Annotated in this window: 16 protein-coding genes; 7 read left to right on the forward strand and 9 right to left on the reverse strand. The window is 70.0% G+C overall.

Going from position 1 to position 18,074, the window contains the following annotated elements; translation table 11 throughout:
• The 6 genes from VNE60_08865 to VNE60_08890 form a co-directional block, all read left to right on the forward strand.
• The coding region (locus VNE60_08865; protein ID HVB31618.1) for a HAMP domain-containing sensor histidine kinase at window positions 1-624 on the forward strand (624 nt) is incomplete at its 5' end.
• A gap of 43 nt (window positions 625-667) precedes the next feature.
• Entirely contained in the window at window positions 668-931 is a 264-nt protein-coding gene (locus VNE60_08870; GenBank protein ID HVB31619.1) for a hypothetical protein, read from the forward strand.
• Complete coding sequence (locus VNE60_08875; protein ID HVB31620.1) at window positions 928-1,254, forward strand: hypothetical protein; 327 nt, start codon at window positions 928-930, stop codon at window positions 1,252-1,254. The genes VNE60_08870 and VNE60_08875 overlap by 4 nt, the downstream gene beginning before the upstream one ends.
• Before the next feature lie 22 nt (window positions 1,255-1,276).
• Window positions 1,277-2,653, forward strand: coding sequence for a sigma-54 dependent transcriptional regulator (locus VNE60_08880; protein ID HVB31621.1), 1,377 nt, complete (start codon window positions 1,277-1,279; stop codon window positions 2,651-2,653).
• A gap of 33 nt (window positions 2,654-2,686) precedes the next feature.
• The gene (locus tag VNE60_08885) at window positions 2,687-4,396 is read left to right on the forward strand and encodes a hypothetical protein (protein ID HVB31622.1); all 1,710 of its coding nucleotides are present in this window, start codon (window positions 2,687-2,689) and stop codon (window positions 4,394-4,396) included.
• A gap of 3 nt (window positions 4,397-4,399) precedes the next feature.
• A complete protein-coding gene (locus VNE60_08890) occupies window positions 4,400-5,053 on the forward strand; it encodes a hypothetical protein (GenBank protein HVB31623.1) in 654 nt (217 codons plus the stop codon).
• Between the two features lie 17 nt (window positions 5,054-5,070).
• Here VNE60_08890 and VNE60_08895 read toward each other — a convergent pair whose 3' ends face one another.
• The 4 genes from VNE60_08895 to VNE60_08910 all read right to left on the reverse strand — a co-directional run bounded on the left by VNE60_08895 (window position 5,071) and on the right by VNE60_08910 (window position 10,275).
• Window positions 5,071-5,649, reverse strand: a complete 579-nt coding sequence (locus tag VNE60_08895) for an HNH endonuclease (protein HVB31624.1) — start codon at window positions 5,647-5,649, stop codon at window positions 5,071-5,073.
• Window positions 5,650-5,698: 49 nt separating this feature from the next.
• Window positions 5,699-6,652, reverse strand: a complete 954-nt coding sequence (locus VNE60_08900) for a branched-chain amino acid transaminase (protein ID HVB31625.1) — start codon at window positions 6,650-6,652, stop codon at window positions 5,699-5,701.
• Between the two features lie 75 nt (window positions 6,653-6,727).
• Window positions 6,728-8,065, reverse strand: a complete 1,338-nt coding sequence (locus tag VNE60_08905) for an amidohydrolase family protein (GenBank protein HVB31626.1) — start codon at window positions 8,063-8,065, stop codon at window positions 6,728-6,730.
• Window positions 8,062-10,275, reverse strand: a complete 2,214-nt coding sequence (locus VNE60_08910; protein ID HVB31627.1) for a PBP1A family penicillin-binding protein — start codon at window positions 10,273-10,275, stop codon at window positions 8,062-8,064. Before VNE60_08910 ends, VNE60_08905 begins: the two co-directional genes overlap by 4 nt.
• 85 nt (window positions 10,276-10,360) lie before the next feature.
• Between VNE60_08910 and tyrS the strand changes: the two genes are divergently transcribed.
• Window positions 10,361-11,656 carry a tyrosine--tRNA ligase gene (tyrS, locus tag VNE60_08915; GenBank protein HVB31628.1) on the forward strand — a complete coding sequence of 432 codons (1,296 nt, stop codon included), beginning with the start codon at window positions 10,361-10,363 and terminating at the stop codon, window positions 11,654-11,656.
• Window positions 11,657-11,659: 3 nt separating this feature from the next.
• Here the strand turns inward: tyrS and VNE60_08920 are convergent, their stop codons facing one another.
• The 5 genes from VNE60_08920 to VNE60_08940 are packed head-to-tail and all read right to left on the reverse strand — an operon-like array spanning window position 11,660 to window position 18,009.
• Complete coding sequence (locus tag VNE60_08920) at window positions 11,660-12,814, reverse strand: aminotransferase class V-fold PLP-dependent enzyme (protein HVB31629.1); 1,155 nt, start codon at window positions 12,812-12,814, stop codon at window positions 11,660-11,662.
• Window positions 12,811-13,683, reverse strand: coding sequence for an ABC transporter permease (locus tag VNE60_08925; protein HVB31630.1), 873 nt, complete (start codon window positions 13,681-13,683; stop codon window positions 12,811-12,813). Before VNE60_08925 ends, VNE60_08920 begins: the two co-directional genes overlap by 4 nt.
• Window positions 13,680-14,618, reverse strand: a complete 939-nt coding sequence (locus VNE60_08930) for a lysophospholipid acyltransferase family protein (GenBank protein HVB31631.1) — start codon at window positions 14,616-14,618, stop codon at window positions 13,680-13,682. Before VNE60_08930 ends, VNE60_08925 begins: the two co-directional genes overlap by 4 nt.
• Window positions 14,615-16,447: an ABC transporter transmembrane domain-containing protein gene (locus VNE60_08935; GenBank protein HVB31632.1), complete on the reverse strand. Its 1,833-nt coding sequence runs from the start codon at window positions 16,445-16,447 to the stop codon at window positions 14,615-14,617. The genes VNE60_08930 and VNE60_08935 overlap by 4 nt, the downstream gene beginning before the upstream one ends.
• On the reverse strand, window positions 16,447-18,009 hold the full coding sequence (locus VNE60_08940) for a response regulator (GenBank protein HVB31633.1): 1,563 nt from the start codon (window positions 18,007-18,009) through the stop codon (window positions 16,447-16,449). Before VNE60_08940 ends, VNE60_08935 begins: the two co-directional genes overlap by 1 nt.
• Window positions 18,010-18,074: the final 65 nt, after the last annotated feature.

An 18,074-nucleotide genomic window follows, 5' to 3' on the forward strand; every position in this document is an offset into this window, starting at 1 on the left:
TTTGCGGTGGCGCGGCTGCGGCGCGACGCGCCGCCCGAGTTGGCGGAGACGGTGGAGGTGCTGGCCACCGAGACGGCGCGGCTCGAGGCGCTGGCCAAGAATTTCTCGCAGTTCGGCAAGCTGCCCGAGGGGCCGCGCGCCGCGGTGGATCTGGGCGATCTGGTCCGTTATACCGCGCGGGCCTCGGTGCCCGAATCGGTGGCGCTGGCGATCGAGGTGCAGGACGGGGTTCCGATGGTGTGGGGGCACCACGATGCGCTGGCCCGCGCGTTCAGCAACGTGGTGCTGAACGCGGTGGAAGCGTGCGGCGGGACGGGCGCGATCACCGTGCGCGTGCAGCGCGCGACGTGCGGTGGCCGCGACGCGGTGGCGCTGGAGGTCCACGACACGGGGCCGGGGATCGCCCCCGACCGGTTAGCGCGGGTGTGGGAACCGTACGTTACGTACAAGGCGGGCGGCACCGGGCTGGGGATGGCGATTGCGCGCCAGACCGTGCTCGCCCACGATGGAGAGGTGTTTGCCGAGAGCACGCCGGACGCCGGCACGACGATCCGGTTCGTGATCCCGGTGGGCACGGAGACCGGCACCACGCCCGAAGGCGCCGGAGCGTCACCTCACTCATGAGACACGCAAGGAGCGCGGCACGATGAACGGTCAGGAAATGATAGTGGCGGTGACGTCCCTGGGGCTCGTGGCGTACTTCGTGCGCTCCGTCACCGGACTGATCGGCCGCAAGATCGACGCCCATCAGCGCGGGGCGCTGCATCCCGACACCGACCAGCGCATGGCGCGCATCGAGCAGGCGGTGGACGCGATCGCGCTCGAAGTGGAACGCATCTCCGAAGGCCAACGGTTCACCACGCGATTGCTGGCCGAACGCGCCTCCGTGGCGCCGCCCCTGCCCTCCTCCAAACCGCCGGTGCAATCATGAACACGCCCTTTCTGCTCCAGCAGATCATCATCCCGAGCGGCATTCCCAGCGACGTCGTGCCGATCGTCGGGATCGTGTTCGGCACGATCATGATCATGGTGCTCGGCACGCCGATCATCCGGGCGATCATCCGGGCCGTGGAGCGGCGCGCCGCGCCGCCCGCGGTGCCCTCCGACCTCAACGCGCGGCTCGAACGCATCGAGCAGACGGTGGATTCGATCGCCATCGAGATGGAGCGCGTGTCCGAAGCGCAGCGCTTCCTGACGCGGCTGCAGACCGAGCAGCGCGCGATCGGCAGCGTGCTGCCGCAGCCGCCCCGCTGACCGTCGCCCGCCCAGCGCGCCCATGTCCACCGTCCTGATCATCGACGACGAGCCCAACATCCGCCGGATGGTGGGGGCGTTGCTCGCCGCCGAAGGGTTCGAGGTGCGCGACGCGGCCGACGGGGCCACGGGGATCGCCCAGGCGATGGAGTTCGAGCCCGATGCCGTGCTGCTCGATCTGATGATGCCGGGCGAGCTGGACGGGATGGCCGCGCTCAACAGGCTCCGCGAAGTGGCGCCCGACACGCCGGTGGTGATGATGAGCGGCAAGGCGGGGCTGAGCGACGCCGTGAAGGCCACCAAGCTCGGCGCCTTCAACTTCCTGGAAAAGCCGCTGAGTCCGGAGAGCGTGCTGCTGGCGCTGTCGTCGGCCATCGAACTGCGCCGGGCGCGACGGGAAGCCAAGGCGCTGCGGGCGGAGGTGGGGCTGGGCGGCGAGATGGTGGGACGCAGCCCGGCCATGGAGAAGGTGCGGGAGATGATCGCGCGGGTGGCGGCGACGGACGCCCGGGTGCTGATCACCGGCGAATCGGGCACCGGCAAGGAGCTGGTGGCGGCAGCCATCCACAACGCCAGCGAGCGGCGCGACCGGCCGTTCGTGCGCGTGAACTGCGCCGCCATTCCGCGCGATCTCGTGGAGAGCGAGATGTTCGGCCACGAGAAGGGGGCGTTCACCGGGGCGTCGGAACGCCGCATCGGACGGTTCGAGCTGGCGCACACGGGCACGCTGCTGCTCGACGAGGTGGGCGATCTCGGGCAGGAGGCGCAGGCCAAGCTACTCCGCGCCATCGAGGCCAAGGAGATCGAGCGGGTGGGTGGCGGGAAGCCGATCCGGGTGGACGTCCGGATCCTCGCCGCCACCAACAAGGATCTGGCGCGGGCCGTGAGCGAGGGCGCGTTCCGCGAGGACCTGCTGTTCCGGCTCAACGTGATTCCGCTGCACGTGCCGCCGCTGCGCGAGCGGCCGGACGACATCCCGCCGCTCGTGGCCCACTTCTCGGCGCTGCACCGCGTGCGCACCGGCCACCCGGCGCCGCGGTGGACCGACGATGCCCTCACGCTGCTCACGCGGTACCGGTGGCCGGGCAACGTGCGCGAGTTGGCCAACGTGGTCGAGCGCCTGGCCATCCTCCACGCGGGGCACGACGTGACCACCGACGACGTGCAGGGCGTGATCGCGATCGGCGACGGCGCGGCCGCGGCGCCGGCGTTCCCCGACGCGTCCAAGCTCACGCAGCCGCTGAGCGACACGCTGGACGACTATGAGCGGATGCTCATTTCGCGCGCCCTGTCGGTGGCCGGCGGGAACGTGGCCGAGGCGGCGCGTCGTCTGCAGACCGACCGGCCGAACCTGTACCGCCGCATGCGCCGGCTCGGGATCGGCAATGGCGGGGATTGACGTGCGAGCGACTCAGGCCCTGAGGGGATGCACATGCGACGCATGATGTTCACGCTGGCGCTGGTGATCACCCCGCTGGCGCTCGCCGCGCAGCAGCGCGACACGACGCTCGCCGGACATTCGCTGCCGCGCGACGTGGCGCGGGAGGCGGTCCGGCTGTTCAATGGCGCCGCCACCCTGCGCACCACGGGGCCCATGGACATCGCCGAGGGTCGCGAGATCCACGGCGACGTGGCCGTGCTCAACGGCCCGCTGACGATCGCCGGGCACGTCACCGGGCGGGTGCTGGCCATCGACGGCGACGTCACGCTGCTGCCCACGGCGCGCATCGACGGCGACCTGCTGGTGGTGGGCGGCGAGGTGGACGGGCGCGATCGCGCCTACGTGGGGGGCGAGATCCGGGTATACCACAGCCGGCTGCGGTACACGCAGGCCGGCGACCGCATCGCCGCCGCGGAGCCCGACTCGGGGCGCGAGGAGCCCTGGTGGCGGCGGTTCGAGCACCGCCGCGACGAGAGTGGGAGCTCGTTCCTGGTGGCGAGCGCGGGCGCGTACAATCGCGTGGAGGGACTGCCGATCAATCTCGGCCCGCAGATGTTCCGCGACTTCAGCAAGGGGAGCGCCCGCCTCGACGCATACGCGGTGGTGCGGACGGCGAGCAGCTTCCGCGCCGGCAGCAACGACGTGGGCCACAATCTGACCGGCACGCTGCGCCTGGGACCCGGCAACGGGTTCCTGGTGGGCGCCGGCGTGTACGACGTGGTGGAGCCGGTGGAGTCGTGGGGGCTCTCCAATCTGGAGGTGGGCCTGGCCTCGGCCCTGTTCCGGCGCGACTACCGCGATTATTTCCAGCGCCACGGCGGCAACGTGCGGGCCGGCGTGTACGCGCGCGACAACACGACATTCACCATCTCGTATGCCGACGAGCACTGGACGCCGCGAGCGGCGAACAATGCGTGGACGCTGTTCCGGTCGGGCTCCCCGTGGCGGCCGAATCCGGCGATGGACGCCGCGCACTTCCACCTGCTGAACGCCACGTTGCACGTGGATACGCGCACCGATGAAGCCAATCCGTGGGCGGGGTGGTACGTGATGGCCGACCTCGAGCGGGGGCGCGGCCACATCGATGCCCTGGGGGCCACGGGGGTGGCGCGGGCGTATCCGGCCGGCCGGCCGGTGACCTACGAGCGCGGGTTCCTCGACCTGCGGCGCTACAACCGCATCTCGCGCCACGCCCAACTCAATCTGCGTCTGGTGACCGGCGGCTGGCTGGGCGGCGACCCGCTGCCGCTGGAGCGACGGCTGTCGGTGGACGGCTACGGATCGCTGCCCGGGTTCGAGTTCCGCACCGGGCGCGCCGGCGAGGACGTGAGCACGTGCAGCGTGGGCGCGATCCCGCCCGGGTATCCGGCGCAATGCGACCGGATCGCGCTCGGGCAGGTGGAATACCGCAGCGATCTGCACGTGCCACTGTTCAACTGGGACGATGACAGCTGGGTGCGGCCGCACTTCACGGCCGACGGGACGTGGGTGGTGTTCCTCGACGCCGGACGGGGGTGGCTGGTGGGCAACCCGGGGCCGCCGATGACCTACACGAGCGGCGGGATGCCGCCGTTGGGATCGTTCCGCAGCGACCTCGGCGTGGGTCTGGATTTCGACGTGCTGGGCATCTACCTGGCCAAGCCGCTGTCGTCACCGCAGCTGCCGATGCGGCTGTTCCTCAGTCTCCAGCACCGCTTCTAAGACGTGCGCTCCGCAATCCGGATCCTCCTCGGCCTGACGCTGCTCGCGGCGCCCCTCAGGGCGCAGCGCGGCGCCCAGTTACACGTGCAGCTGGCCACGGCGGGGAGCGCGGAGCGCGAGCCCGGCGTGTCGGTGTCGGGCGTGCTGGACGACGCGCAGCTCCGCGAGCTGATGCGGAACGGATTTCCGGTGGCGCTCCACTTTCGCCTCGAACTGTGGCGCATCGGCGGCGTGTTCAACGAACTCGAACGCTCCACCAAGTGGGACGTGCTGGTGCAGTACGACCCGGCGCCGTACCGCAAGGCGTACCGGGTGGTGCGGCGCGCCAACAACCAGACCGAGGATTTCGGCTCGCTCCCGACGCTCGATGCCACCGACGCCCTGCTGGCGCAGCCCTATCGCGTGGCGTTGCTGCCGGGGCATGCCGGCGCCCGGTACTACTACAACGCCGTGCTCGAGGTGGAATCGCTGAGCGCCAACGACCTGAGCGAACTGCAGCGGTGGCTGCACGGCGACCTGGGGCCGGCGGTACGGGGCAAGGGCAATCCGCTGTCGGCGCTCCGGAACGGCATCGGGCGGCTGCTGTCCCGCGTCCTCGGCGGGACCAAGCGGAACTACGAAGCGACCTCACCCACGTTCGTCGCCGAGCCGCGGTAGCGGCCGGCCGGGCGCGTTCACGCGTGCTCGACCTGGTGCTCGAGTCGTTCGAGCTGATGGAGCACGGCGTCGCCGTAGAAGGTGCGGATGTACCGCGCCTGGATCGGCGTGAGCTTGCGCACCGCCCAACTCAGGTGCACGAAGTGCGGCTCCAGCGGATGGGTGAGCGGATGCATGCCGATCTCCTCGGGCATGCGGTTTCCCTTGCGCGTGTTGCAGGGGCTGCAGGCGGCAACGACGTTGGTCCACTCGTTGGTGCCGCCGCGCGACAGCGGAATGAGGTGGTCGCGGGTGAGCGATTCGCGGGGCTTGAGTTCGGTGACGTGGCGCCCGCAGTACTGGCACTTGTAGTGGTCGCGCGCGAACAGGAAGGTGTTGGTCACCTGGCGCCGGAAGCGCCGCGGCACGTGGATGAACTTGGTGAGGCGGATGACCACCGGGCGCGGCATGGTGAGCCGTTCGGAGCGCACCATGCGGTCCTGCTCGGCTTCGACGATCTCCGCCTTGCCGTCGATCACCAGGCGCAGGGCCCGCTTGAGGGGCACCATGGTGAGCGGTTCGAACGAAGCGTTCAGCGCCAGGCAGCCGACAATCACACGCGCCTCCTGCTGGTGGCACGCGGGGTCGCCTGACGCCGCCTACTACTCATCGACCCGCCCCGACCGGTTCGGGAATCGGCGTGAGCCATCCATGCCGGTCCTCGATGGTCCCGTGGGAAATGCCGAGGTATTCCTTCTGGATGGCCGCCGTGATCGGGCCGCGTTTTCCGTCGCCCACCGGCATGCGGTCGACGCTGCGAATAGGCGTGATCTCCACCGCCGTGCCGCAGAAGAACAGTTCGTCGGCGATGTACAGGAATTCGCGCGGCATGAGCTCCTCGCGCACCTCGAGACCGAAATCAGCGGCGATGTCCATGACGGTGTCGCGGGTGATGCCCGGCAGGATGCCGGCGCTCACCGGCGCCGTGTACAGCACGCCGTCGCGCACGACGAACAGATTCTCGCCGCTACCCTCGGACACGAACCCGGACGAATCGAGCATGATGCCCTCGGCGTAGCCGTCCGCCTTGGCTTCCATCTTGGCGAGCTGCGAGTTCAGGTAGTTGCCGCCGGCCTTGGCCATCGTGGGGAAGGTGTCGGGGGCGGCGCGCCGCCAGCTCGACACGCGCACGTCCACGCCGGCCTCGAGGGCATCCTGGCCCAGATACGCGCCCCATTCCCAGGCGAGCATGTACACCTCCACCGGCGCCGAGCCGGGCAGCACGCCCATCTGCTCGCCGGTGCGGATGACGACCGGGCGGAAGTAGCACTCCCTGAGGTCGTTGGCGGCGATGGTATCGAGGCAGCCCTGCACGAGCTCGTCCACCGAGAATCGGACCGGCATGCGGTAGATCTTGCAGGAGTCGAGCAGGCGCCGCATGTGCTCGCGGGCCCGGAACACCGCGCCGCCGGTGGGGGTCTCGTAGCACCGCATCCCCTCGAACAGGCTCGAGCCGTAATGGACGACGTGGCTGATCACGTGGATCGTCGCGTCCTCCCAGTTCACGAGTTGACCGTCGCGCCAGATCTTGGCCGTGCGACCGGTCTTCGGCTGCGCCATGGGAATGCTCCTTGAGCCCTGAGTTCCCTCTATGATAAGCGGTGGACCGCGCCAGCCGCTAGCGGAACTCCGCCCCTACGCCCGGCCGGCGAGCCACTGCTGCAGGCGATCGGCGGTGAGCTGCACGCGCTGCGGGAGCCCGGCGTCGCGGTCCACGAGCGCCCCGTTCCGCACGAGCACGCGTCCGGCCACGGTCACCAGGCGGGCCGGCGTGCCGTGCAGCGCGAACAGCACGGCGCCCTCCACGTCGTGCACCGGGCCCGCCATCTCATCGAGCGGGAACGCGGCGAGATCGGCGGACTTGCCGGCCTCCAGCGACCCCACCTCGCGCTCCATCCCGAGCGCGCGCGCGCCGTCGATGGTGGCTAGCCGCAGCGCGCGCGCCGCCGTGACCGCGTCGTGCCGATGGACGCGCGCCCGTTGCTGCAGGGTGGCCAGCCACGCTTCGCCGAGAATATCCATCCGGTTATTGCTGGCCACGGAATCGGACCCGAGCCCGACGGCGATGCCGGCCTCCAGAAACTCGGTGAGCGGCGCCACCCCGTGGCCCAGCTTGGCGTTCGAGGCCGGACAGTGGACCACCGTGGAACCCGACGCGGCGATCGCATGCACATCGGTGGCGTCGGCGTGCACGCAGTGGATGAGCAGTGGCTGGGCATCGAGCACGCGGAGCCCGCGGAGCAGTTGGATGGGACTGCGCGCCCGCTCCTCGACGCGGATGCCCCGTTTGAGCAACGCGTCGGCGAACTCGCCGCGCGCGTCGACGACGAGGCGCTGCTCGGCCTCGCTCTCCGCGATGTGGATCGCCATCGGCAGATCGGCCTGGATGGCGTACCGGGTCGTGGCCGAGAACAGGCGGTCGCTCACCGTGTACGGCGCGTGGGGCGAGACGCCCACGCGGACGAGCGAAGTCTGCCGCGCGCGCAGCGCGTCCACCCGACCTTTGAGTTCGGCCAGCGCTTCATCGCAGGCCACCGGCGCCGGCCCGAACACTTCCTGATACACGATGCCGCGCACGCCCCGCTCCAGCATCGCGTCGAACGCCACGCCCGATTCGCAGGTATCGGCGTACGTCGTGATCCCGGCGCGGAGGCCCTCATCGAGGCCAAGGCGGGCCGAGTCGAGCAGCATCTCGCGCGTGCAGACGTTGCGTCGTGCCGTGGTCAGGCGCAGGATCCACGACCGGAAGTCGAGATCCTCGAGAAAGCCGCGCATGGCGGTGAGCTCGAGGTGCGTGTGCGCATTGATCAGCCCCGGCATCACCACGGAGGCGCCGAGTTCCACGTCCTCGCCGGGCGGCGCGCCGGCCCGCGGTCCCACGTAGGCGATGCGGTCGTGGGCCACGGCCACCGTCCCGTTGCGGACGGCGGGCGTGGCGATGGGCAGCACCCAGGCGGCATGGTAGCGGATCATGGCATCCCGCCGCCGCCCGGCTTCTTCTTGGGCGGAATGTAGAACGGACTGGTCGTATCCCGCGTGACCGGTTTTCTGGGAATCAGTACGGCCGGCGTCGTGTCGGGCCGCAACACCACGCCGTGCGCGGTGTGCACGGTGCACGGCCGCGTGGGCTCGGTGCCCGAGAGATAGACCTCGCTCATCACGTCGCTGGAGGGGCAGTACGGGGTACGGAGCATATTGGTGGTGAAGTCGATCTCACGCGTCACGATGCCGCCGGGACGGGGCCAGTCGGGCGGAGCCGGCTTCCGACGATACACCTCGGTCATGAAGGCTGTCCATGCCGGCGCGGCCAGGAGCCCCCCTTGCGCGTTGGCCTTGATCTTGGCGGGTTTGTCGAACCCGAGCCAGATCCCGGCCACGAGATCCGACGTGTAGCCGATGAACCAGACGTCGGCGCCGTCGTTGGTGGTCCCCGTCTTGCCGCCCGCGGGAATCGTGAAATACTGGCCCACGGAGCCGGCCGCCGACCCCTTGGTCACGACGTCCTTCATCATGTCCACCATCAGCCACGCCTCCTGCGGCGTGAGGATGGTGGTGAGCTGCGGACCCTGCGTCCACAACACCTTGCCGTCGGCGCTCTCCACCCTGGTGATCCCGAACGGCGCGGCCCGCGTGCCGAGGGTGGCGAACGTGGTGTACGCGGCGATCATCTCGATGGGGTACACGTCGGCGGCGCCGATGTTGATGGACGGATACGGGGGGATGGGCGTCGTGATGCCGAACTTCCGCGCCTCGTCGATCACGTTCTGCTCGCCGAGCCCCATGCCGATGCGGATGGCCGGCACGTTGCGCGATTCGTAGAACGCCTTTCGCAGCGTCATGCGGCCGTCGAACTTGAGATCGAAGTCCTGCGGGGTCCAATCGGTACCGTCCACCTGCGGCACGGACAGCGGCTCGTCGTCCACGAGGTACGACGGCGTGAGCCCGTTCTGGATGGCGTCGGAGTACACGATGGGCTTGAACGTGGAGCCGGGCTGCCGCAGGGCCTGCGTGGCGCGGTTGAACTTCGAGTCGTCGAAGTCGCGCCCGCCGACCATGGCCAGCACGGCGCCGGTGCGCGGGTCCAGGGCCACGAACGCGCCCTGCAGATACGGCGAACTGGCGTCGGCCTTGGCGTCGCCCTCGCTCGCCTGGGCCAGATAGTGCTCGAAGGTGGGGTGGTGGTACGGGCCGTACTTCCCCGCCTCGATCGCGCGCAGCTGCGTTTCCATGGCCCGCTCGGCCGCCGACTGGAGATCGAGATCGAGCGTCGTATAGATCTTGAGCCCCTGTTCGTACAGGCGCTGCCCGAACCGGGCGTCGAGCTGCTGACGCACCCACTCGACGAAGTACGGGGCCACGTCGCCCGATTCGGAGCGGCCGGCGAGCTGCAGCGGGTAGGCCTTGGCGAGGCTGGCGTCGGCGTCGCTCACCAGGCCGTCCTGGCGCATCAACTCGATGATCGTGTTGCGGCGCTGCACGGAGCGGTCGGGGAACCGGCGCGGATCGTAGCGGCTGGGAGCTTTGGGGAGGGCGGCGAGCGTGGCCGCTTCGGCCAGGTTCAGGTAGCGCGCCGACTTGCCGAAGTAGCGCTGCGACGCCGTCTCCACGCCGTGGGCGCCGTTGCCCAGGTAGATCTGGTTGAGGTACAGCTCGAGGATGTGGTCCTTGGAGTATCTCCGCTCGATGGCCAGGGCCACCTTGGCTTCCTTGAGCTTCCGGATCAGCGACTTCTCGCGCGAGATGCGGTCGGGAAACACATTGCGGGCGAGCTGCATCGTGATCGTGGAGAAGCCCTGCGCGTAACCGCCGCTGCGCAGGTTGCGCAGTCCGGCCCCGAACATGCGGATGAAATCGATGCCGTGGTGCGAGTAGAAGCGCTTGTCCTCGGTGGCGAGGAAGGCGTCGCGCACCACGGGCGGGATGTCGGCGAGCTTGATCAGCGTGCGGCGTTCGAGGCCCAGCTCGGTGATGAACCGTCCGTCGGCGGCGTACACCTTGGACGTCTGGCGCGGCGTGTAGGCCTCGAGCACGCCCACCGACGGGCAGCGCCCGGCGCTGCAGACCAGCGTCCAACTGGCGATCGCGAAGCTGGCGCCGAAGGACACCGCGAACACCCCCGTGACGACGACGCGGCGGGTAAGTACGGGGTGCCGCTTGCGGAATCCAGCCAGAGAGAGGCGCACGATGGCTGGAAGCTAATGGCCCGCCGTGACATGCAGCAACGCGCGGCGTGTGACATTCCCTCCCGGGGCCTCTATAATTGTGTCCATGTCCGCCCATTCCCTGCTCGACGAGCTCCGCTGGCGCGGCCTCGTATACCAGCACACCGACGGCCTGGCCGAAGCGCTCGGCGCCGGCGTCGTATCGGGCTACGCGGGGTTCGACCCCACGGCGCCGAGCCTGCACGTGGGGAACCTCGTGCCGGTGATGGGGCTCATGCACCTCCAGCGCCAGGGCCACCGGCCGGTGGTGCTGGTGGGCGGCGGCACCGGCCTGATCGGCGATCCCAGCGGGCGGACCAGCGAGCGCCAGCTCGCGTCGCCCGAGGTGGTGGCGGCCAACACGCGCGCCATTCGCGACCAGCTGGCGCGGTTCATGGATTTCGACGGGCCGCGGGCCGCGATCATGCGCGACAACGCCGACTGGCTCACCACGCTCGGCGCCATCGAATTCATGCGCGACGTGGGCAAGCACTTCACCATCAACTACATGTTGCAGAAGGAATCGGTGAAGGCGCGGCTCGAGGGCGGGATCTCGTACACCGAGTTCTCGTACATGCTGTTGCAGGCGTACGATTTCCTGGAACTCTGGCGGCGCGACGGCGTCACGCTGCAGGTGGGCGGGAGCGACCAGTGGGGCAACATCACGGCCGGCATCGAGCTCATCCATCGCGTGGAGGGCACCGGCGCGCAGGGTCACGCGCTCACGCTGCCGCTGGTGACCACGGCGAGCGGGGCCAAGTTCGGCAAGAGCGAGGCCGGCGCGGTATGGCTCGATCCGAACCTCACCTCACCGTACAAGTTCTACCAGTTCTGGATCAACACCGACGATCGCGACGTGAGCAGGTACCTGCGCTACTTCACGCTGCTGTCGCGGGACGAGATCACGGCGCTGGACGCCCTCGTGGCCGAGCAGCCCGAGCAGCGGGAAGCGCAACGCGCCCTCGCTCGCGAGATGACGCGCCGCCTGCACGGCGGCCCCGCGCTCCAGGCCGCCGAGGAGGTGTCGGCGTTCTACTTCGGCGGGCTGGAGCCGGCGGCGCTGTCGGCCGATGCCCTGGCGCAGCTGCGCACCGACGCGCCGTTCGTCGAGGTGGCCGAATCGACCGTGGCCGGCGAGAGCGCCGGCCAGATCGACGTGCTCAAACTCCTCACGGCGGCCGGCATCGCCAACTCCAACGGGGCCGCGCGCCGGCTGCTGGAGCAGGGCGGCGTGTCGGTGAACAAGCGCAAGCTCGGCGCGTCCGACCGGTACCTCGACGCGGCCGGCGTGCTCCTCACCGGGCGGCACCTGATCGTGGGCAAGGGCAAGCGCGAGTACGCCCTGGTGCGCGTGGCCGGCTGACCCTCAGCGCGCGCCGATCACCTCGAGCGCGCGGGTGATGTCGTCGTCGGTGTTGAAGCAATGGATGGCCAGCCGCATCGCGCCTTCGCGCTGCGAGTGGGCGACGCCGGCGTCGCGGAGGCGCTGGCTGGTGGCCTCCGGATCGGGGGGCGCGACGCAGACGATCCCGGCGCGCTTGCCGGCGTCGGCCGGCGTGACCAGCCGCATGTCGTCGCGCGCGCGAGCCCAGTCCACCACGCGGTCGGCGAGCGCGCGCACGTGGGTCTCGATGGCCGCCGGTCCGAGTTCGAGGAGCAGCGCCAGACTGGCGTTCATGCCCGCGAAATCCTGGAACGGCACGGTGATGAATTCGAAGCGCCGGGCGTCGTCGCGCCAGGTCATGTCGTAGTCCAGCAGCTTCCGGAAATCGTCCGATCCCTTCACGGCCATCCAACTCACGAACGGCGGATCCAGCGCGGGAATCAGATCCTCGCGCACGTACGTGAATCCGGCGCCCCACGGCGAGAGGAGCCACTTCTGCGCGCCGCAGCTGAGGATCGCCGGCTGCACGGCGCGCACATCGAGCGGCAGGGGGCCCAGTCCCTGGATGGCATCCACCACCAGGTGCACGCCGCGCTCGCGGCAGCGGCGTCCCATGGCCACGAGATCCACCCGGTAGCCGGTGGCGAATCCCACCCACGAGACGGCGAGGATCTTCACCTGCGGATCGTCGAGCGCGGCGAGCAGCGCCGCCTCGTCGGTGAGGCCGTCGCGCATCGGGATCACGCGCACCGTGGCGCCGCGCTTGGGGGCGAGTTCGAGCCACGGATAGACGTTCGCGGGAAAGTCGCCGTCGGGCACGACGACCACGTCGCCCGGCCCCAGCGGCAGCCCCGCCGCGGCCAGGTTGATGCCGTAGCTGGTGTTCACCGCGAGCGCGATCTCGGTGGGGCGCGCGTTGATCAACCGGGCCACGAGCTGCCGGGACGCGGCCAGCGTCTCGAAGAGCAGATCGTCGCCCATCCGGTGCGGCATGTGGCGGAGGTCGGTGAACGCGCCCACCGCTTGGACCGTGCGCCGCGGCAGCGGCCCGGTGGACGCGCTGTTGAGAAACACAGCGCTGGCGGGATCCATCCAGGGGAATTCGCGCGCGCGCAGCGCATGGACGTCGTAGCTCATGACGGTGGAACCTCGGGAACGGCGGACGCCCGGTTGGCGCCGCGGGGATCGAGGGCGTCGCGCAATGCGTCGCCCAACAGGTTGAAGGCCAGGACGGTGAGGCCAATGGCCAGGCCGGGAGCCACCGAGGTCCACGGCGCGCTCTGCAACTGCGCCAGGTCGCGCGCATCGGCGATCATCGCGCCCCAGCTGGGCGTGGGTGGCTGCACGCCCAGCCCCAGAAACGACAGCGACGACTCGGCCATGATCGCGCCGGCGATGCCCAGCGTGGCGGCGATCACCACGGGCGCCACCACGCTCGGCAGGACGTGCCGGAGGATCACGCGCCGGTCGCGCGCGCCCAGGGCGCGCGACGCCTGGACGAACTCCAACTCGCGCACCACGAGGACCTGGCCGCGCACCAGCCGCGCCATCGCCGCCCACCCCACGAATCCGATGGTGAGAAACACGACCGTGAGCGACGGTTGCAGCGCGGCGACGAGGGCGATCAGCAGCAGGAGCGTGGGAAAGGCCAGCGTCACGTCGGCCAACCGCATCACGAGTTCGTCGAGCCACCGGCCGTAGTATCCCGCGGCCAGCCCGAGCGCGAGGCCCACGGTGAGGGCGATGGCCTGCGAGAAGACGCCCACCGAGAGCGAGATCCGCGCGCCGTAGACCAGCCGCGCCCACACATCGCGTCCCTGCACGTCGGTGCCCAGCCAATGGGTGGCGCTGGGCGGCAGCAGCTGGGCGCGCAGGTCGATGGCCACCGGACTGTGCCGGGCGACGAGCGGCGCGGCCACGGCCACGAACCCCATCGCCACGATCACGCTCCCGGCGAACCAGGCGCGGGCGTCGCGGCGCAGGATCTCGCGCGGACGCGCGCTCACGACGGATCGCCCAGTTCGGCGGGCGTGCCGGGCCGCTGATGCTTCCAGCGGCGGTGGTGCCAGAAGTACTGCTCGGGGGCGCGACGCACCCAGCGTTCCAACACGTTCGTGTAGGCGCCGACGATCGCGTCCACGTCGGCCTCGCGGTCTCCCGTGCGCACCGTCTCCACGGGCTCGAAGCTGATCGCGAACCGTCCGCTCGGCTGCCGGAGCGCGGCGCCGAACACCATCGGGGCGTCGAGGCGCAGCGCGAACACCGCCGGCCCGCGCGGTGTCTTGGCCAGGCGGCCGAAGAACGGCACCCAGGTGGAGGCGAGGCCCGCCGCGCCCTGATCGAACAGGAAGGCCACGGCGCGTCCGCCGCGCAGGGAGCGCGGCACCTGACGCACCGCGTCGGCGTCGTGGACCACCGTCATCCCGATGCGCTCGCGGGTGCGCGTGAGGTACCCGTCGAACAGCGGATTCTGCATGCCGCGGGCCACGGCGTCGAGCGGGATGCCGCGGGCCGCCAGGTACGAGCCCCCCAACTCCCAGTTGCCCAGGTGGCCGGTGAGCACGATCAGTCCGCGGCCCAGCGCGCGGGCGCGCTCGACCACCTCCCAGTTGTCCACGCGTTCGAAGAGGTCGATCACGTCCTGGCGCGAGTAGGACGGGAGCACGGCGGTCTCGATGAACGTGCGCCCCAGGCTCTCGTAGCTGGCGCGCGCCACGTCGTGGACGCGGTCGGCCGTCCAGTCGGGGAACGCGGCGCGCAGTTGGCGCTCGACCACGCCGCGGCGAATGCCGAGCGGGGCGTAGGCCAGCGCGCCGAGGCGGGCGCCCACGGCGCTGGCGCGGCGGAACCCCAGGGCGTCGAGCGCGCCCACGGCGCCGCGCAGGGCGGCGTACTCGGCGCGGTGCGACAGGGTGATGCGGTGGACTGCCGCGTCGCTCATGGGCCCGTGGCGGCGGCGGGCTGGCGCTCGTCGCGGAACTGCAGCGAGTGCAGGCGGTGGTACGCGCCGTGCAGCGCGAGCAATTCGCCGTGCGTGCCCCGCTCCACGATCTGTCCGCGGTCGAGCACGAGGATCTGGCTGGCGTGGGTGATCGTGGACAGCCGGTGCGCGATCACGAACACCGTGCGTCCGGCCAGCAATCGGTCGATGGCTTCCTGCACCAGCCGTTCCGACTCGGTGTCGAGCGCCGAGGTGGCCTCGTCGAGAATCAGGATGGGCGGATCGGTGAGCAGCGCGCGGGCGATGGCGATGCGCTGCCGCTGGCCGCCGGAGAGGCGGGTGCCGCGTTCGCCCAGCACCGTGGCGTAGCCGTTGGGCAGTTCGGTGATGAACCCGTGGGCGTTGGCGGCGCGGGCGGCGGCCTCGACCTGGGCGTCGGTATACCGCGCGCTCGCGCCGTACGCGATGTTGCTGCGCACGGTGTCGTTGAACAGCACGGTGTCCTGACTCACGATGCCGGTGAGGGCCCGCAGCGACTGGAGCGTGATCTGGCGCGTGTCCCGGCCGTCGAGCACGATGCGGCCGGCCGTCGGCTCGTAGAAGCGCGGGATGAGATCGACGAGGGTGCTCTTTCCGGCGCCGCTCGCGCCGACGAGCGCGACCACTTCGCCCTTGCGCGCCACGAAGCTGATGTCGGTGAGCACCGGCTCGTGGTCGTAGGCAAAGCAGAGGCCCTCGAATTCGAGGCGGTCGCGGAACTCCAGCACCTGCACCGTGCCGCGGTCCATCTCCGCTTCGGTGGGCTGGTCGAGCACGCCGAACAGGCGCTCGGCGGCCGCCATGGACTGCTGCGCCGTGGTCGGCGCCTGCGACAGCTGCTTGAGCGGCGGCAACAGGCGCATCACCATGATCATGAAGGTGATCAGCGTGGCGCCGTCGAGGGTGGCCCCCGGCGCCAGCACCTCGCGCGCCCCCATCCACAGGATGAGCACCGCCACCGCGGTGCCGATCACCTCGGTGAGCGGCTGCGAGAGCACCGCCGTGCGCGCCACGCGCACCATGCCGCCGGAGTAGCGGTGGTTGGCGTCGGTGAACCGCCCGTCCTCGTACGGCTCGGCGCCGAACGACTTCACGAGGCGGATGCCGCTCACCACTTCCTGCAGCACGCTGGTGATCTCGCCGTAGTCGTTGCGCAGGCGCCGGTAGGCATGCCGCAGCCGCCGCAGGATGGGCTGGAGCGCCAGGGTGAGCAGCGGCGCGATGACCAGCGAGACCAACGTCAGGCGCGGCGAGTAGTAGAGCAGCACGACCACCGTGGCCGCGATCTGGGCCACGTTCTGGATGCTCTTCGTGACCAGCTCGGTGATCAGGGCCTTGGTCTGCTCGGTGTCGGAGAGGACCTTGGAGATCACCTGGCCGGTCTTGGTGCGCTGGAAGTAGCCGAGCGGCAGCCGCTGGAGATGGGTGAACACGCGGTCGCGCAGGTCGCGGGTGACCAACTCCTGCAGCGCCGCGCCCAGTTGGCCGCCCATCCACACGAACACGTTCTTCACGGCCACGATGATCACGATCGCGACGATCATCGCCTCGAGCGATTGCAGCGGCTTGGCCGGATCGAGGAACGCGCCGACCATGCGTTCCTGCAACGCCGCGAGCTTCCCGCTGGTCGGGATGTACTGCTTGGCCTTGAACAGCGCGTTCAGGAACGGGATCAGCAGCGTGAACGAGAACGCGTCGAGCGTGGCCGCGATGACGCTGCTCCCGATCGTGCCCGCCATGCGCCACCAGTGCGGGCGCACGAAGCGCAACAGCCGACGATACAATCCCATCAGCGGCGCGGCGTGAGGAGGGACACCGGCAGAATGCACTCCTCGGGGGTCACGCCCCCGTGCAGGAACGATCCGCGATACCGGCTCTGGTACTCGCGCAGTTTGGTGGGATACACGAAGAACCCGTCGCCGCTGGCGAGCAGGGTGTGCGCCCCCATGCCGCGACGCGGCAGCTTGAGCGCCTCCTCCCGGCGGAACAGCAGCGCCTGGTCGGGATGCTCGGCCCGCAGGTCCTCGCCGAACTTGTAGCGCAGATGCGGCGTGGCGTCGCGCTTGGCGAACACCGTGACCGGCGTGTGGCAGTGGATGGACCCGTGGTCGCTCGTGATCAGCACCTTGAGCCCGCGGCGGGCCGCTTCCTTGAGCACGGTGAGCAGCGGCGAACGCTGGAACCACTGGTGCGTGAGCTGGCGGAGCGCGACCTCGTCGCGCGCCACCTCGTACAGAATCGCCGATTCCGAGCGGCCGTGGGTGAGCAGGTCGATGAAGTTGAACACGAACGCACTGATCCCGTCGGGGGCGATGGCGTTGGCGAGCCGGCGCTCCAGATCGGAGGCGTCGAGCATCGTGTTCACCTTCTCGTAGCGCACCGGCACGCGCCGGTTCAACTCCACGAGCTGCGCCTCGAGCAGGTCGCGCTCGTGCGCGTTGAGCGATTCGTCGTCGCGTTCGCCCCACCAGTCGGGGAACCGGGCCGCGATCTCGCTGGGGAACAGCCCGCTGAACAGGGCGTTGCGCGAATACGGCGTGGCGGTGGGGAGAATCGAGAAATAGTGCGTGGTCTCGACCTCGAACAGCTGGGCGATGATCGGCTCGATCACCTTCCACTGGTCCAGCCGCAGGCAGTCCACGACCACGTAGAGCACCCCGCGGTCGTGCTGCAGCACCGGCATCAGGAATTCCGAGACGATGTCGATGCTCAGCGGCGGCCGATCGCCGTCGAGCCGAGCCAGCCAGTCGGGGTAGGCGCGCATCATGTAGTGGGCGAATTCGCGGCGTACGTCGGGGTACAGGCCGCGCAGCGACTCGTGCAGCCCGGACTCTCCCGCCTCGGCCAGATCGAGGTCCCAATGGGTGAGTTCGATGTACCGGTCGATCCATCCGCGCCAATCCAGATTGCGCATCTGATCCGTCTGCAACTCGCGGAATCGATCCACGAATCGGCGGGCGAGCGCCTGCTGCCGGATGCGCGGCCCCTCGAGGAGCCGCGCCACGAGCGCGAACACCTGTCGCGGCGTGACCGGCTTGACGAGGTACCCGCTCATGTCGGCGCCCAGCGCCTCGGTCAGCGTCTCGTCCTCTTCGCTCTTGGTAACCATCACGATGGCGAGGTTCGGGTCGATCTCGCGCAGCTCGCGAAACGCCTCCAGGCCGCGCTTGCCCGGCATCTGCTCGTCGAGGAGCACCAGATCGAACGTCCGTCGCCGAACCATCTCGGCGGCGTCGTCCGCGTTGGTCGCCATCTCTACCTGGAACCCCTTCTCGCGCAAGAACATGCGGTGGGGTTCCAGAAGCTCCGCCTCATCGTCCACCCAGAGGACGGACTTCGCCTGGTGCGCCATGTAGGCAGAATGTAGCCGTCAGAAAAAGTGCGAGCAACGGAGTGATCCACGTCGCTGGCAATGCG

Source organism: Gemmatimonadaceae bacterium, assembly GCA_035533755.1.
Lineage (GTDB): Bacteria > Gemmatimonadota > Gemmatimonadetes > Gemmatimonadales > Gemmatimonadaceae > JAGWRI01.

Excerpts from the sequence above, each read along its gene's own strand:
- VNE60_08875 (HVB31620.1), top strand. The coding sequence starts at position 928 with ATGAACACGCCCTTTCTGCTCCAGCAGATCATCATCCCGAGCGGCATT.
- VNE60_08880 (HVB31621.1), top strand. The coding sequence starts at position 1,277 with ATGTCCACCGTCCTGATCATCGACGACGAGCCCAACATCCGCCGGATG.
- VNE60_08885 (HVB31622.1), top strand. The coding sequence starts at position 2,687 with ATGCGACGCATGATGTTCACGCTGGCGCTGGTGATCACCCCGCTGGCG.
- VNE60_08900 (HVB31625.1), bottom strand. The coding sequence starts at position 6,652 with ATGGCGCAGCCGAAGACCGGTCGCACGGCCAAGATCTGGCGCGACGGT.
- VNE60_08905 (HVB31626.1), bottom strand. The coding sequence starts at position 8,065 with ATGATCCGCTACCATGCCGCCTGGGTGCTGCCCATCGCCACGCCCGCC.
- tyrS (HVB31628.1), top strand. The coding sequence starts at position 10,361 with ATGTCCGCCCATTCCCTGCTCGACGAGCTCCGCTGGCGCGGCCTCGTA.
- VNE60_08920 (HVB31629.1), bottom strand. The coding sequence starts at position 12,814 with ATGAGCTACGACGTCCATGCGCTGCGCGCGCGCGAATTCCCCTGGATG.
- VNE60_08930 (HVB31631.1), bottom strand. The coding sequence starts at position 14,618 with ATGAGCGACGCGGCAGTCCACCGCATCACCCTGTCGCACCGCGCCGAG.
- VNE60_08935 (HVB31632.1), bottom strand. The coding sequence starts at position 16,447 with ATGGGATTGTATCGTCGGCTGTTGCGCTTCGTGCGCCCGCACTGGTGG.
- VNE60_08940 (HVB31633.1), bottom strand. The coding sequence starts at position 18,009 with ATGGCGCACCAGGCGAAGTCCGTCCTCTGGGTGGACGATGAGGCGGAG.